Source organism: Siccirubricoccus sp. G192 (assembly GCF_019084075.1).
GTDB lineage: Bacteria > Pseudomonadota > Alphaproteobacteria > Acetobacterales > Acetobacteraceae > G192.
The window spans coordinates 360,126-374,993 of sequence record NZ_JAHREN010000001.1 but is presented as its reverse complement, the minus strand read 5'-3'; the positions used below and the strand labels follow the sequence as shown (position 1 = coordinate 374,993).

Annotated in this window: 14 protein-coding genes and 3 pseudogenes; 9 read left to right on the top strand and 8 right to left on the bottom strand. The window is 67.3% G+C overall.

Annotated features, from left to right (window positions below):
- Positions 1-11 precede the first annotated feature (11 nt).
- From KSF81_RS31805 to KSF81_RS01735, 4 genes and pseudogenes are all read right to left on the bottom strand, one after another.
- Complete coding sequence (locus KSF81_RS31805) at positions 12-227, bottom strand: catalase (RefSeq protein WP_375293362.1); 216 nt, start codon at positions 225-227, stop codon at positions 12-14.
- 231 nt (positions 228-458) lie between these two features.
- Positions 459-836: pseudogene (locus KSF81_RS31800) on the bottom strand (VOC family protein); the annotation flags it as partial.
- Positions 837-967: 131 nt separating this feature from the next.
- A complete protein-coding gene (locus KSF81_RS01740; RefSeq protein WP_217377467.1) occupies positions 968-1,342 on the bottom strand; it encodes a cupredoxin family copper-binding protein in 375 nt (124 codons plus the stop codon).
- Positions 1,343-1,402: 60 nt separating this feature from the next.
- Positions 1,403-2,338 carry a metallophosphoesterase gene (locus KSF81_RS01735; RefSeq protein WP_217377466.1) on the bottom strand — a complete coding sequence of 312 codons (936 nt, stop codon included), beginning with the start codon at positions 2,336-2,338 and terminating at the stop codon, positions 1,403-1,405.
- Positions 2,339-3,077: 739 nt separating this feature from the next.
- Between KSF81_RS01735 and KSF81_RS01730 the strand changes: the two genes are divergently transcribed.
- The 6 genes and pseudogenes from KSF81_RS01730 (at position 3,078) to KSF81_RS01705 (ending at position 8,377) form a co-directional block, all read left to right on the top strand.
- Positions 3,078-3,653, top strand: a complete 576-nt coding sequence (locus KSF81_RS01730; protein WP_217377465.1) for a sigma-70 family RNA polymerase sigma factor — start codon at positions 3,078-3,080, stop codon at positions 3,651-3,653.
- A gap of 396 nt (positions 3,654-4,049) precedes the next feature.
- Positions 4,050-4,550 carry an anti-sigma factor gene (locus tag KSF81_RS01725; protein WP_217377464.1) on the top strand — a complete coding sequence of 167 codons (501 nt, stop codon included), beginning with the start codon at positions 4,050-4,052 and terminating at the stop codon, positions 4,548-4,550.
- Positions 4,551-4,938: 388 nt separating this feature from the next.
- Complete coding sequence (locus KSF81_RS01720) at positions 4,939-5,406, top strand: helix-turn-helix transcriptional regulator (protein WP_309139440.1); 468 nt, start codon at positions 4,939-4,941, stop codon at positions 5,404-5,406.
- Positions 5,399-6,958, top strand: a complete 1,560-nt coding sequence (locus KSF81_RS01715) for a TIGR03013 family XrtA/PEP-CTERM system glycosyltransferase (RefSeq protein WP_217377462.1) — start codon at positions 5,399-5,401, stop codon at positions 6,956-6,958. Before KSF81_RS01720 ends, KSF81_RS01715 begins: the two co-directional genes overlap by 8 nt.
- A 17-nt stretch (positions 6,959-6,975) precedes the next feature.
- Positions 6,976-7,086: pseudogene (locus tag KSF81_RS31795) on the top strand (helix-turn-helix domain-containing protein); the annotation flags it as partial.
- Between the two features lie 304 nt (positions 7,087-7,390).
- On the top strand, positions 7,391-8,377 hold the full coding sequence (locus KSF81_RS01705; protein ID WP_254453313.1) for a tripartite tricarboxylate transporter substrate binding protein: 987 nt from the start codon (positions 7,391-7,393) through the stop codon (positions 8,375-8,377).
- Positions 8,378-8,500: 123 nt separating this feature from the next.
- Here KSF81_RS01705 and KSF81_RS01700 read toward each other — a convergent pair whose 3' ends face one another.
- Positions 8,501-9,490, bottom strand: coding sequence for a tripartite tricarboxylate transporter substrate binding protein (locus KSF81_RS01700; protein WP_254453312.1), 990 nt, complete (start codon positions 9,488-9,490; stop codon positions 8,501-8,503).
- Positions 9,491-9,750: 260 nt separating this feature from the next.
- Here KSF81_RS01700 and KSF81_RS01695 point away from each other — a divergent pair, with 260 nt between their 5' ends.
- Complete coding sequence (locus tag KSF81_RS01695) at positions 9,751-9,921, top strand: hypothetical protein (protein ID WP_217377460.1); 171 nt, start codon at positions 9,751-9,753, stop codon at positions 9,919-9,921.
- A 127-nt stretch (positions 9,922-10,048) separates the two neighbouring features.
- Here the strand turns inward: KSF81_RS01695 and KSF81_RS31790 are convergent.
- A pseudogene (locus tag KSF81_RS31790) lies at positions 10,049-10,141 on the bottom strand (PEP-CTERM sorting domain-containing protein); the annotation flags it as partial.
- Between the two features lie 680 nt (positions 10,142-10,821).
- Between KSF81_RS31790 and KSF81_RS01685 the strand changes: the two are divergent.
- Positions 10,822-11,049 carry a hypothetical protein gene (locus tag KSF81_RS01685; RefSeq protein ID WP_217377458.1) on the top strand — a complete coding sequence of 76 codons (228 nt, stop codon included), beginning with the start codon at positions 10,822-10,824 and terminating at the stop codon, positions 11,047-11,049.
- A gap of 201 nt (positions 11,050-11,250) precedes the next feature.
- Here the strand turns inward: KSF81_RS01685 and KSF81_RS01680 are convergent, their stop codons facing one another.
- Positions 11,251-11,592 (bottom strand): rhodanese-like domain-containing protein, encoded by a 342-nt coding sequence (locus tag KSF81_RS01680; protein ID WP_217377457.1) that lies wholly within the window; start codon positions 11,590-11,592, stop codon positions 11,251-11,253.
- Positions 11,593-11,753: 161 nt separating this feature from the next.
- Between KSF81_RS01680 and hemW the strand changes: the two genes are divergently transcribed.
- Positions 11,754-12,905: a radical SAM family heme chaperone HemW gene (hemW, locus tag KSF81_RS01675; protein ID WP_217377456.1), complete on the top strand. Its 1,152-nt coding sequence runs from the start codon at positions 11,754-11,756 to the stop codon at positions 12,903-12,905.
- A gap of 237 nt (positions 12,906-13,142) precedes the next feature.
- Here hemW and KSF81_RS01670 read toward each other — a convergent pair whose 3' ends face one another.
- Positions 13,143-14,837 carry an ATP-binding protein gene (locus KSF81_RS01670; protein WP_217377455.1) on the bottom strand — a complete coding sequence of 565 codons (1,695 nt, stop codon included), beginning with the start codon at positions 14,835-14,837 and terminating at the stop codon, positions 13,143-13,145.
- Positions 14,838-14,868 lie beyond the last annotated feature (31 nt).

Genomic DNA, 14,868 nt, shown 5'->3' with positions numbered 1-14,868 from the left:
GCGTCCCGAAATTATCGGTGGAACGGGCACTTCGGCGCGTTCACGGGGATGCGGTTGAAGTGGACGCCAAGCCGATGCCGCTGGGTAATTCCATGGGAAGCGGGCCGGCTCTTGAGCCTCTTGCCCGGTGTGAAACCGACACCCGGGACGATGTTGGCCGGCGAGAATCGGCCAAGCGGGACGCGGCGGCGGAGCAGTTCTTCCGCAAGGCGCTCGGGCACGCACATACAGTGAATCCGCACACCATCATGGTGGACAAGAACCCCGCATAGCCCAGGAACTCGCCGAACTGGCAGTTCTCGATGCGGCCCGCCGTGCCGCTGTATTGCCGCTTGCGCTCGGCGGTGATGCCCCCCCAGCCCGGCGCTGAGCGTGCCGACCTTTGCCGGCGCCTCGAGCAGCAACGCAGGCAGGGTCGCAGGATCCGCCTTGTCCAGCATCGCGAGCACTTCGAGGCCATGTCCGGCCGGGTCCCGGAAGTATACCGAGGCGGCCGGCATCCACCCGATGACCGTCGGCTCTGCGGCCGGCTCCAGATGGAAGCCCAGCGGCTCTACGCTCGCCGCCCGCAGGCGCGCCGGTGCGGCGAGGACGTCGTGGAGCGGGAGCGCGAAGGCCAGATGCAGGCACATGGTGCTGGGCGAACCGGAGCCGCCCCACAGACCAAGCATTGCCCGGTCGCGCCCATCGATCCAGAGGAAGGCCACGCTGCGGCGCTCGGCCACCTGCGCGAGTTCCAGCCCGACGACGTCCCGGTGGAAGGCTACAGACCGCGCAAGGTCGCGGACGGTCAGGTGCGCCTCGAACAGGCCGAAGGGGGTCAGGGGCGCCGCCATTCGAGTCACCTCCGCGAGCCCGTCCCGGGTCCGATCAACGCCGATCGGACCATCAGGCGGAGCTCGTCGTTCCCCGTGCCCGTGGTGTCCGCCACCGCGGGCGTGGACACCCATGATGCCCGCCGCGGTCATCACCGCACCACCACCGTTCCCTGCATGTGCGGGTGCAGGGAACAGAAGTAGCGGTAGGTGCCGGGCGCGGCGAAGGTGAAGGCGAACCGGTCGTCGGTGTCGAGCGGCGGTGACCGCAGGCTGCGCGGGTCTCCCGTGCCGACGACCGTGTGCGGGATGTCGTCGCGGTTGGTCCAGACGACGCGCGTTCCGGCCGCCACGGTGATCACCGGCGGCGCGAAGGTGAAGTTGTCGATCGTGACCGCCGCCTCGCCCGCATGGGCGTCTTCCATGGCCACCGGGACGGTCGCCGGCATCGGAGGCCGGGCACTGGCCAAGGTGGCGGCGGTGGTGAGTACGCCGGCGGCCAGCATGCGGCGGCCGAGCAGCGGCATTCGGCGCCGCGGTTGCGGTGAGGGATCCATCTTGCCTGCTCCGTGGGTCTGCGCAGCCGCTCAGGCACCGAGCGGCGTGTCGATGATGGCGAGGGGCTGCCGGCCGCGGACCTCGCGGATGGTGGTGATCCCGAGCAGCGAACGCAGCCGCCCGGGCGGCAGGTCCCGGATCGGGCCCGGGCTCGGCGCGGCGCCGGGTGCTGGCTGCGGGAAGGCGGTGGACATTGCCGTATGGAAGGCAAGGGTGCCCTCGACCTTCTGCATCACCTGGTGGATGTGGCCGTTGAGCACGGTCACCGAGCCGAAGCGCCTGAGGTAGGACAGCACCCGCGTCCCGTCCTCGGTGCCCCAGCCCCACGGCTCGTACACGGTCCAGAGCGGGATGTGGGCGAAGACCACGACCGGCTGGCTCGCGGAACGGCCGCGCAGGTCGTCCTCCAGCCATGCGAGCTGCGCCTCGCCGAGATGGCCGAGGCCGCCCGCGCGCAGGTCCATGACGTTGTTCAAGCCGAGGAAATGCACGCCCCGCTGGTCGAAGCTGTACCAGCCCCCGTCCTGGGCGCCCCTGGTGAAGCGCTCGAAGAACGGCCTGCCGTTATCCACCAGGACATCGTGCTCGCCGGGAACGTAGTGCGCCTCCAACCCGGCGCCGCGGATCAGCCCCTCGGCGTTGTCGAACTCCGCGGGGCGCGAGAGGTGGCTGACATCGCCGGTATGGATGAGCAGTTCGGCCTGTCCGCGCTGCGCCCGCACGAGGCCGATCGCCTCGCCGAGCGTCCCGGCCGGGTCGGGGTTCGGCGGGTTGCGAAAGCCGATATGGCTGTCACTGATCTGGATGAAGGCGAGGTCACCGGCCGCATCCATCCCGGCGGCCTGGGCGCTGCCAGCCAGCAGCGCCGCGCGCGGCACGCCGCCGCGGACGGTCCAGAGCAGGCCGGTCCCGGCCCAGAGCATGCAGGTGAGCGCCTGGCGGCGGTCGGGGGCGTCGTTCGTCATGCTGTCCTCCGCGGTGTGCCCGCTGGAGAGGAGGACCGAGGCATGCTCCGGCTTATTCCCGGCCGACGCATCGGGGCGGCGTGGAATAACGCGGCCCCGCGCCGGTCTTGGTGGGTGGATGCGGCTTCGGCGCGGTCTCGGCGAGGCCCAGGCGGCGCGGCGGCCGTGTCCCGGGGGAGATTGCGCGGCCGTCGCCGCCAACCCCGCCGCAACCGGACACACAGGAGGACTCAGACCATGAGCGGACCCAATGGAATCCGGACCGCGGTGCTTGCCCTCGCCGCGGCGACGGCGTTGCAGGCGCCGGCCTTCGCCGAGGACAGCTGGAACCCGCAGGAGGAGGCAAGGACCGAGGAATGGATCCAGCAGGTCATCACGGGCAACGTCGAGGCTGACCGGCAGGAGCAGGCGAGGATCGATCAACTGGTCCGGCAAGCCCTCCAGGCGCAGCGGGCCGTCCGGCCTGCCGAGATGGCCGAGGCCCCCCCCCGCGCCCCTGGCCCGCACCGGCAGCCTCGGCCGTTGAACGGCGACGGCCGCAGCCATCCGGGAATAGAATGCGCGGCTGGAGGGTCTTTCGGGATGGACAGTCACCGTCGCGGGGAGCGGCATGCCAGGCAAGGTCGTACCATTGCGGACCCTCCGGCCGTGTCGCGAAGACACCGCGGCCGGGGACGAGCCGGCCCCGGCCGGGAACCAGCCGGCCGGGGATGGTAGGGCGGCCGCGGCCGCCGTGGTGATGGCCACAGGCCCCGCCGAGGCCGCTGAGCGCGCCCGGCGGTTCCGCGAGCTGGCGCTGCCGCAGCTCGACGCCGCCTACAATCTCGCACGCCATCTCGCGCGTGATGCGGATGTGGCGGAGGACATCGTCCAGGACGCCTATCTGCGGGCGCTGCGCGGCTTCGACGGCTTCCGCGGTGGCGACCCGCGGGCCTGGATCCTGCAGATCGTGCGCAACCGCGTCTACGACTGGGCGCGGGAGCGGCGCCTGGGCCGCACGGTGCCGTTGCCGACCGGGCCGGACGATCCCGAGGACGGGGCCGGGTCGGACCTCCCTGACCCGGACGGGGCGACGCCGGAGCAGGCGCTCGCCGAGGCGGACGAGGCGGCGACGGTGCAGGCGCTGGTGGCGCGCCTGCCGGAGCCCTTCCGTGAGGCGCTGGTGCTGCGCGAGATGGAGGAGCTTTCCTATCGGGAAATCGCCGAGGTGACCGGGGCGCCGATCGGCACCGTGATGTCGCGCCTGGCGCGGGCGCGGCAGATGTTCGGCGAGGCGTGGCGGCGCGCCACCGGAGACCTGAGGAGGGACGCATGAGCGGCCAGAATGAGGCCGGTTGCGCCGGGATGGAGACGCTGCTGCACGCCCACGCCGACGGCGAGCTCGACGCAGCGAACGCGCTGCGCTGCGAGGCGCATCTCCGCTGCTGTGGGCACTGCGCCACGGCCTTCGCGGAGCTGCGCGCGGTACGCGAGGTGCTCCGGCGCGACGGAGTGCGCCACCGCGCGCCGGAGCGGCTGCGCGCCCGCGTCCTGGCGACGGTGGAGGCGGACATCGCCACGCCTACGGCACCGTCGCCGGCCTGGCTGCGGCGCCCGCTCGCCGTTGCGACCGCCGCCGTGAGCGCCGGCACCGCGGCGCCGCGCCGGTGGTGGAGAGGCGCCAGGCTGCCGGGGCTTGCCCTCGCCGCCGGCCTCGCGGCCATCGTCTTCGTTGCGGCGCCGCCCTTGCCGGGACCGCAAGGGGGGGGCCGCCACCGAGCTCCGGCGCGAGGTGGTGGCGGGGCATGTCCGCTCACTGCTGGGCGCCAGCCACCTGGCGGATGTCGCCTCCTCCGACCGCCACACCGTGAAGCCCTGGTTCGCCGGCCGGCTCGACTTCTCGCCGCCGACGCCCGACCTCGCCGAGGCCGGATTCCCGCTGGCCGGCGGTCGCCTCGACTACCTCGACGGCCGCGCCGTGGCGGCGCTGGTCTACCGGCGGCGCGGCCACGTCATCAATGTCTTCGTCTGGCCGGACGCCGCGGCCGGTACGTCCACCGCGCCGCGGCGCATGGATGCCGCCGGCGCGGCGCGCGACACCGGCCATGCCGTGGTCCACTGGACGCAGGACGGCATGGCGTTCTGGGCCGTCTCCGACCTCAACGCCGCCGAGCTCGCCGACTTCGCCCGCTTGTTCGGCGCAGCGGCGCAGGAGCGGGTGCCACCCTCTTGATCGGGCGGCGCGCCGCGCCCGACGGCCCCACCGGTGCGTCGCGCCGACGCCGGGGAAGCCCCCGTCATCCCGCCGCATGGAGGCGACGTGCGCCTCGGCCCATGCCCGGGGCACTCAGGGCAACCACCAATTCCCCATTCCCGGCTCATTCATGCGTCGCGTTGTCCATGTGACGACCGATGCCCTGCCCCCGTCTCGATTGCAGTTCCGTTTTGGGGGCGATGCTCGCTCTCCGGACTGGTTGCGGACAAACCGGGCAGGGCCCGAGCGAGCTCGGCCTGGAGACGCAGGTCACAAGGCTGTGCAATGGCAGCCTATGCCGGGGATGTTTCGTTGCGGTTCGCAATGAATGGCTAGGTTGCCCCGAACAGAGGTGGGAGCCAATGCCGTGGCCGTTGCAAGCCGAAGCCGAGAGGAGGGGGACAAGGAGCCGCAGACGCAGCGCGTCACCGACGCGGACCGGCATGTCGGCCAGCGGATCCGCGAGCGACGCGTCATGCTGGGGCTGTCGCAGCAGCAGCTGGCTCAGTTGATCGGCGTGACCTACCAGCAGGCGCACAAATATGAGCGCGGCATGAACCGTATCTCCTCCGGCCGGCTGTTCGGGATCGCCCAGGCCCTGGGCGTCCCCATTGCCTGGTTCTTCGAAGGCCTGGCGGAGGGGGGCGGGCCGCAGGAAGCATCGCCGCGCCAGCGCCTCTGCCTGGAGCTGGTGCGCAACTTCACGCTGATCGAGAACGAGGCGCACCAGGAGGCGCTGAGCCAGATGGCGCGCGCGCTGGCCCTGCAGTCCCAGGGCACGGCGGCCGAACCCGTGGAGGGCAGTGACGGAGCCCGTATGCACAAGGTTGAATGAAAGCTTTGGTCATCTGTGTCGCTTGTTACGGGGCTGCGCGTCATATATATTTGTGGTTGTGGGACATACCTGTAAATCAATCCGCCGGGGTGAAAGCTCCGACCGAACTGCCACACCCGGCTATCGGCGGGATCATGCGCCTTCGGATACAGAGACGCTCCGGATCCGACGCTGGAGGCCCACCGTCGGACCTGCACTATTCCTCCTCGATGCGCTCCTCGCCGGCACCACTTGGCCTTTTGCGGCCGCGCTGGCCGTCCAGCACCTGCCGCCACAGGGGCAGCCCGGCCTTGTCCCGCTGCTGCTGTATCCGGCTACCTATCTGGTGTTTCTCTACGCCCTTGGGCTGTACCGGCGCGACGCCCTGACGGAAGCCCGCAGGTCCCTCGGCCGGGCCCCACTCGCCGCTGGTTTCGGCGGGCTCGTGGCCTCGGCCGCGGTCGCACTCCTTCCGCCACCGCTCGGCGGCCCCGGCTCCCCGATCCTTTTTGCCATCGCGGTGCCATGCTTCACCGCCGCGGGATTCACCGCCCGTGCCATCGTGTTCGCGCTGCAGCGGCGCGGCGCTTTCCGCCGCCGCCTTCTCGTCATCGGTGCCGGGCGCCGTGCCTGGGACTTGGTGTGGCTGTTGCGAAAGGAGGGGCGCACGCCCGTCTACGACATCGCCATCGTCCACGACCCCGCGATGGGCGAAGTGGACCCCCGCCTGGCCACGGATCCAGCCAACCACATCCTGCCCGCCGCCGCCGGCTTCCTTGCCGCCGCCCAGCGCTTCCGCGCCGACCAGGTTGTTGTCGCTCCGGACGAGCGGCGGGGCATGGCCATGCGGGACCTCCTGGCCTGCCGGACCGCGGGGTTCCCGGTCGCCGAATATCTCGGCTTTCTGGAGAACGAAATCGGCCGTGTCGATCTCAAGCGGCTTGAGCTGGGCTGGCTGCTCTACGCTGATGGCTTTGCCGCTGGCCCGCTCGATCACGTGCTCAAGCGTGCTCTCGACATCGGGGTGAGCCTGGCAGTGCTGCTGCTCACCAGCCCCATTCTCCTGGCCGCCGCGGCGGTAGTGAAGCTCGGGGACGGGGGACCCGTCCTCTATCGGCAGGAGCGGGTGACCCGAGGAGGCCGCGTCTTCCGCATCATGAAGCTACGCACGATGCGGGTGGATGCCGAGCGGGCCGGCGCGGTCTGGGCGGCGGAGCGCGACCCGCGCGTCACCCGCGCCGGCCGCCTGCTCCGCCGCAGCCGGATTGACGAGCTGCCGCAACTCTTCAACGTGCTGAACGGCGACATGTCCTTCGTCGGCCCCCGGCCCGAACGGCCGGAGTTCACGCGGGAGCTCGCCACCAAGCTGCCGTTGTACAACGAGCGGCACCTGGTCAGAGCAGGGCTTACCGGCTGGGCGCAGGTCAACTACCCCTATGGCGCGTCGCTGGACGACGCCCGGTCGAAGCTGAGCTACGACCTCTACTACGTGAAGAACGCCGGCGTGCTGTTCGACCTGCTGATCATCCTGCAGACATTCCGCGTGGTACTCTGGCCTAGTGGCGTCCGGTAGCGGACAAGAGCGAGTCCGGCGAGAGCACCGGCGATCTCGCCAGGCGCTTCGGCGTCAGCAGGGAAACCATCCGCAAGTGGCGCAAGCGCGGCCCGGATGACTGCCTCGACCACTCGGCCCGGCCGTAGCACCTGCCCTGGAAGGCCACCGACGAGGAGCGGGCCGTGGTCTGCGCCCTGCGGCGGGCCACCAACTTCGCCCTCGACGACCTCGCCTTCGTGGTCAGCCATTTCCTGCCGCACTTCAACCGCGACAGCATCTGGCGCATCCTCAGGGCTGAGGGATGGAGCCGCAGGACCAGGCCCTACTCACCGCAGGGTGGGTCGCGCGCGACTACCTCGTCGCGCTGGCCTGGGCCGGCGTCATCGTCATCGCCGTGTGGGCGGACAGGAATTCAGCGGGGGTGCAACGAGGATGGCAAACGCAAGCGGATTGACACGCCGCACGGCACTTTCGGCAGCACTCGGCTCGGCCGCAGGGGCGGTTGCCGCTACCCGCAGCCCTCGCGCCCAGGGCCACTTCCCGAACCGGCCCGTCACCATCATCGTCCCCTGGGCACCGGGAGGGTCCACCGACATCCTCGCCCGCGTCATCGCCGAGCCCCTGCGGCAGTCCATGGGCCAGCCCTTCGTGGTCGAGAACCGCTCCGGCGCCTCGGGCAATATTGGCTCCAGCGTCGTCGCTCGCGCCGTGCCGGATGGCTACACCCTGCTGTTCGGTTCCATGAGCACGCATGCGATGAACGGCGCGTTGTTCAGCACCATGCCCTTCGATGGCGTGGACGACTTCTCGCCGATCTCGCTGCTGGCCTTCGTGCTGAATACCATGGTGGTTCACCCTTCGGTGCCGGCCAACACCGTTGCGGAATTCATCGCTTACGCGAGGGCCAGTCCCGGGAAAGTCACCTACGCCTCCGCCGGCGCCGGATCGACCAACCATCTCTGTGCCGCGATGTTCGCGCGGATGGCCGGTATCGACATGGTGCATGTCCCCTACCGCGGCGGCGCGCCAGCGGTTCTGGCAACGGTTGCCGGCCAGACACAACTGCTGTTCAGCGCCGGCACCCAGACCCTTGGGCATGTGCAGGCCGGCCGCCTGAGGCTACTCGGCGTGACCGAGGCGCGGCGCTCCCGCCTGATGCCGGATGTGCCGACCGTGGCGGAAACCCTGCCTGGCTATGAAATGGCCGTCTGGTATGGGGCGCTTGGCCCGAAGGACATGCCACGGGATCTGGTGGTCCGCCTCAATGCCGAGATCAACCGGGCCCTGATGTTGCCGGAGGTACGGGACAGGATGGCGGATATCGGTGTCGAGGTGGTGAACGAGACGCCGGACGCCTTCGCTGGCAGGTTGCGGGCCGATGCCACGAAATGGGGCAAGGTGATCCACGAACTCGGCATCACCATGGCCGATGCCTGAAGCAAGGGCCACTCCTGCGGCCGCCGGTGCCGCACAGGGGGGGCGCGGCCGGCGCGGCCGGCGCGGCTGGCAACGGCGGCGCGTCGGCCCCCGGTTTCATCCGCGCCGCCATGTTCCTCGGGGTCATCCGATTTCCAGCTCCAGCCCTTCCTTGCGGATGACGCCTCGCCACTTGGCGATCTCCCCCTGCACAAAGGCAGCGAACTGCTCCGGCGTGCCGTAAGCGGGAACACCGCCCATCTCGGCGAATCGCTGCCGCGTCTCGGCCCGGTCGAGCAGTACCTTCAGTTCTGCGTTCAGGGCATGTACCGCAGGTTCCGGCACGCCGGCCGGGTAGAAGACGCCGAACCAAGTGCTGACGTCGTAGTCCGCGAGTTCGGGCATGGTCTCGCGCAGCGCCGGCAGGTCGGGCAGCTGCGGGTTGCGGTCCGCGCTGGTCACCGCCAGCGCCTTCACGCGGCCAGCACGCACTTGCTCGATCGCGGAGGTCAGGTTGTCGAACATGTACTGGATGGTGCCACCGACCAGCGCAACCATCGCCGGCGCGGCGCCGCGGTAGTGCACGGGCACGCCCCGGGTTTCCGTCAACTGGTGGAACCACACGCCCGATAGGTGGGGCGACTGGCCGATTCCCGGCGTGCCGTAGCTGAGCTTGCCCGGGTTCTGCTTCAGGTAGCGCACGAACTCCGGCACCGAGCCCGCCGGCACCGAGGGGTGCAGCACCAGCACGTTGGGCCCACGGATCATGTTGGAGACCGGGACCAGGTCCCCGGGTCCGTAAGGCAGGTTGCGGAACAGCGAGTAGGCGATGGACTGCGGGCCGATATTGCCCATAAGCATGGTGTGCCCGTCCGGCCGGGCGCGCACCACCTCCATGGTGCCGATGGTCCCGCCTGCCCCTGATTTATTCTCCACCACCGCATTCTGGCCCCAGCTCGACTGCAGATAGTTGGCGAGCAGCCGGCCCATGATGTCAGTAGTGCCGCCGGGAGCGGCAGGAACGATGATTTTGACCGTCTCACTCGGGCGCCAGCGGCTCTGAGCACGCGCGATGCGGGCCGCTTGCGCTGCGGCGAGGATGCCGATGATCGTGCGGCGGGACATCCCTGCCATTGGTCTTGCCTCCCTCATGCCTGTCGGCCGGAATTGAGCGCTTGGCCAGGGCCATGGTTCGCCCCGGCATCCCCGCCTTGAGCAACAGGGGGGCAGGATCAGCACCGGCAGCCCCTCCCAAATAATCGCGCGCCCTGATGGCAGGACCATCATAGCGCCAACCGGACGCCGAAGCGGCTCTGCCGCTCTTCCGGCAACTCCTCCCTCATCACGTTCAACACCACGCCACCCGCGGCCGAGAGCCAGCGGCTGAGCAGGCCGTGGAAGGCGGCGAAGCGCGGGCCAAGCTGCTCCCCTCCGGTGATCGCATCGCGCTGCTCTGGTGGCGCTATGGGGCTGGGGGACCGGCCGGTCCGTTCGGCGCCATCTTCGGCACCGACGATGCGCTCGCCTTCATCGCCTCAGAGCCCGCCTTCTGGATCCGCGCCTGACCTCTCGACGCCCTGGCATGGCCAAAGTCGAGAGGGCGCCTCCGGCAGGCCGGCGATCAGCAATAGCGGGCTGTTCGCCGATGCGGACCCGCGCATGACCGAGGGAGTGTGAAGGTTGCTGCCCAGGTTATGCCGACCGTTTCCTGCGCCGCGCCACCCCCAGCCCAAGCAGCCCCAGGCCGAAGATTGCCCAGGAGGCAGGCTCGGGAACGGGCACAGGCTGGTAATGGCCCGGATAGGCATGCGACCAGCCCCGTAGACTCTCGTTGCTGTAGTGCCCGCCCAGATGGTCACGGCCGTGATGCCGATGGACTTCCCGCTGGTTGTCGTGGCCGCGATGCGCGGCACCGTAAATGGGGCTTGCCGCTGCCGGACTGACGCACGCCACCACAGCGGCAACCATAGCGATTCGAACGTTGCTTGGCATGGCGCTCCTCCCTGAACCCAGAGCAAGCACGAGGCCGTAACAAGGGTTTCCTGTCTGTGCAGTAACGTTCTTGATGGGAAATACACCGCGCAGGCTGCCGGGCGCAGCCGGTGAGCCTCCTCGACATGCCGCCAGGCCTCTTCCTCGGAGGTTCCATGTCCGCCCCCGTCCCATCCTGATCATCGAAAGCGACGCGGCGCTCCGTGCCACCCTGGCCGAGCTACTCATCCTGGACGGCAGCTCCGATGCCGAGGCCAAGCCGGCCGTCGTTTCGGAATCCAGCCGCCCGAAGGCGACCTCCAGGTCCGCCTCCGAGCAGATTTGGACCCCCGAGGGTGCTGTCCAGGGCGGGATGCGCAATTGCCAAGTCTGGAACTCGCAGGGGTCGGATAGCTTTGGTGCCATGCCGGGTAAGCAGACACCAGTGGAGCCTCCCAATGCCAATACGGGCTTATCGGGCAACAACTTCCTACGTGAGCGGACACATCGGCCGGAACATGTGGATGTGGATCGGCATCTTCGCGGTCGCCACGGCGATCGCAGGGCTGGTCCGGTGGAAGGTCGGCCACGCCGGCATATGGGGCGACCTCATGGCGTTCTGCGGCTGCGTCCTCGGCATCCTGGTCATGGTGCAGAGCCAGGTGGGTTTCGTCCCGACCTATGCGGAGCAGGATGACGAGGACGAGCTTCCTGCACAGTGAAAACGCGGCCCAGGATGGAGGCGAGAGCCCGACCCGAGTGCCGGCATCCTCGGCAGCCAGACCGCCCGGGCGGCGGAAAGGGGGGCCTCGGGCGGACTCGGTCGGCCACGAATGTCGGCAAGCGCACCACAGGGCGCGAGCGCCGCCTGCTGACCGACACCAGCCACGCCCTCCGCCTTCGCCTCCGGGCGACCGGGAGGCTCAGCCCTTCTCCACCGCGCCGCCGGCCTCGACCCAGTCCTTGAAGCCGCCGAGGTTCCGCACATCGGCATAGCCGAGATCCTGCAGCAGCTTGCCGGCCAGCGCGGCCCGCCCGCCGGAGGCGCAGTAGGTGATGACGGTCGGGCGGGTGAAGGCCGGGTTGCGGTCCGGGCTCGTGGGATCGGCGCGGAATTCCCAGCAGCCCGCGCGGGATCGGCAGGGCGCCGGGCACGGTGCCGGAGGCCGCGAGTTCCGGTGGCTCCCGCAGGTCGATGAAGACGGCCTTGCCGGCGGCGTGCATCGCCTTCGCCTCCTCGGCGCCGATGCGCGGCACGGCGGCATTGGCGGCGGCGAGCATCTCCTTCACGGTGGTCGGCATGGTCGGGTCCTCCCTTGGGGTTGCCGCGATTTGGCACCGGGCGGGGCGGGCCTGGCAAGCCCCGGCCGCCATCCGGGCAGGCCTGCCCCGGACTTGCGCCGTCCCTGCCCCTATATATCCCGCGATGGAACCCCTCGCCCTCTACATCCACTGGCCCTTCTGCCAGGCCAAGTGCCCCTATTGCGACTTCAACAGCCATGTGCGGGAGCGTATCGAGCAGCCCCGCTTCCGCGCCGCGCTGCGTCGCGAACTGGCTTTCGAGGCGGAACGGGCGGGCCGCCGCCCGCTCGCCTCCATCTTCTTCGGCGGCGGCACGCCGAGCCTGATGGAGCCGGAAACCGCCGCCGCACTGATCGAGGATGCCCGCGCCCTGTTCGAGGCGCCGGCCGACCTGGAGGTGACGCTGGAGGCCAACCCCACCAGCGTCGAGGCCGGGAAGCTCGCCGCCTTCCGCGATGCCGGGGTGAACCGCGTCTCGCTCGGCGTGCAGTCGCTGGAGGAGGAGGCGCTGCGCTTCCTCGGCCGCCGGCACAGCGCCGCCCAGGCGGTGGCGGCGCTGGAGATGGCGCGCGGGCTGTTCCCGCGCATCTCCTTCGACCTGATCTATGCCCGGCCCGGCCAGGCGGAGGCGGCGTGGCGGGCGGAATTGCGCCAGGCGCTGGCGCTGGTGGCGGACCACCTCTCGCTCTATCAGCTCACCATCGAGCCGGGCACGCGCTTTGCCACGGAACATGCCCGCGGCGCCTTCGCCCTGCCGGAGCCGGAGGAGGCCGCGCGGCTATATGCCGCGACGGCGGAGGAGGCGGCGCGCTTCGGCCTGGCGCCCTATGAGGTCTCCAACTACGCCCGGCCGGGCGCGGAGAGCCGGCACAACCTGGTCTATTGGCGCTATGGCGACTACCTCGGCATCGGCCCCGGCGCGCATCAGCGCGTGATGCGGGACGGCGCCCTGCTGGCCATCCGCCGCCACCGCGCGCCCGAGGAATGGCTGGCCCGGGTGGAGCGCGAGGGCCATGCCATCACCGCGGAGGAAAGCCTGGCGCCGGCGGACCGGGCGCGGGAGGCGCTTTTGATGGGGCTCAGGCTGGCGGAGGGCGTGGACCCGGCACGGATCGAGGCGCGGAGTGGCGTGGCCCTGGCGGAGGCGCTGGAGCCGGCGATGCTGGCGGCGTGCCTGGAGGAGGGGTATCTGGAATGGACGGCGGCGGGGTGGCTGCGGGCGACGGGGGAGGGAAGGTTGAGGTTGGATGCGATGTTGCCGGTATTGTTGCGATAGGGGCAGATCTCGATCAGGCTAGATTTCGGAAAGGCCCCTCGGCTGCCATAGGGGCTTTGGACGCGATCCGTGGCCTTTATTGCCAGTAGCAGCTACCGGTATCATACCAGCGAGCCTTTTTCCTGATCGAAGGAGTATCGACTCGCAAAGGGGAGGTGGTGCCGGGCGCGCGAGCGCTACCGGGCACCGCTTAGGTCAGGACCTACGCTCGCCGATATCATTCAAACTGTATGGCCGCTACGCGCCGAGTAGTGGTTTAAGTTCAATAACATTGATCGGATTGACATCCCCCAAGCTCAGCGTCTTTGTCACACCCGGAAAAATCTGCTTCACTGCAAAACTAGATCCCTCGACCTCCTCCACCGTCATCGCACGTCTAGCGGCAAGTATCCGATCATTTTCAGTGACCTCCCAAATAACAACCACATTAATCTCGTCGAACATCTTCTTTTCGTCACTAAAGTCACGAAACAAGCCGGCTAGGTCATACTTGAACTCAAGCACAACTCGCCGGTTCTTCCATTTGGCATAAAGGTCATACCGTCCCTTATAGCCCGATATCAAGGGATATAACTCCTGAAATTCGCCGCGCCCAATCTGCTCAAAAAACATAGCAGCGACGGTCGCTTCCTGACTATTCGGGCGCTTCAAGAATCTTGACTTATCACTTCCAAGATCAGGAAGCTCGTTAATTTCCTCAAAAAGCTCGTCCCGGTCCCATCCAGTTGCATCAGAGTCAACGGCTCCACCCATGTACTTTCGGGTTCTGTTTATATATTCGCGAAAATTTTCATAGGCTATCTCGCGCAACATACCTTGCTGACGACCTTGAATAGACTTGCGGCCAATATCGAAACGCAATGACGGATCATCGACAATGATGAAAAAATTCGGAACATATCCAGCAGACCCACGAGGCTTCATCTCTATTGAGATACCTGTCGGCATCCCTTTTGTGGACGTGCTGAAGCCTCCTGAAAATCCAACGCCAAGTAATTCTTCAATAGAGAGATCTCCATCATCTTCAGGATATTCAATCCCGAAATTTTGGGATAATGCCTTCCAGAATTCTCGGCGAGGAACAAAGCACGACCAGTATCTAATCTCCCTCCCGCCTTGCCGCTTTTTCCCCCTCGCAAATACGATTTTATTCATAAGTCTCCGTCTTTTTTCGGTATCACTCCGATCACTTTCTTTAAGCCAAGCCTGAAAATCGTCTATCGAAACGTATTCATTCTTATTGGCGCATTCTGTCGGAAGAAGATATCTGCATTCGAATTCAGACTCTTGCACCTTTCCACCCTTATCGATGTGCGTGAATTTCGTGTCTGCGTCTAAAAGGTCATCCCAAATAAATCCTGTGTCACCGCAAGCCGTTCGGGTCCGCAGCAGAAAAAGAAGCTCAAAAAAACTGTAGTTGAAAACAGGGTGGTTCTCATCATCTATTGTGATCTCTACCTCTGTACCTTCCGCAATTTCGCTGCCTCCAACTACCGTTAACAACAAAGGACGCTGGTTCTCGGAATTTAACCATGACGCAGCATCAACAATACTGGCTGTACAGGGACCATTCGCCCCATTCGTAGAGACCTTCAATTTAGAACTTGAGAACATAACGAACTTCAGCCCAACTCCCTTCTCGCCGATTTGCTTCGGCTTATTTGACTTGTTGGTGCCGAATGGCCTTAAAAGCCTTGCAATTTCAGCCGGGTTTATTCCTACACCATTATCGCGCACTCTGATTATTCGAGCTGGGGCATCGACCAACAAGCTAATATGGCCTTTACCGGATGTCTTCTCCCTAATTGCATCAACTGAGTTTTGAAGGAGCTCAGATAAGAGGTCCCATTCATGGCTGTAACTGTCGAGCACGCCTCGGATTTGGTGGCGTATCTCTTCGTTATCAGGTTGCAAGAACTCTGTCTCGAGCATGAGTCTCTATCCTGCGTGCGGAATACGTGTG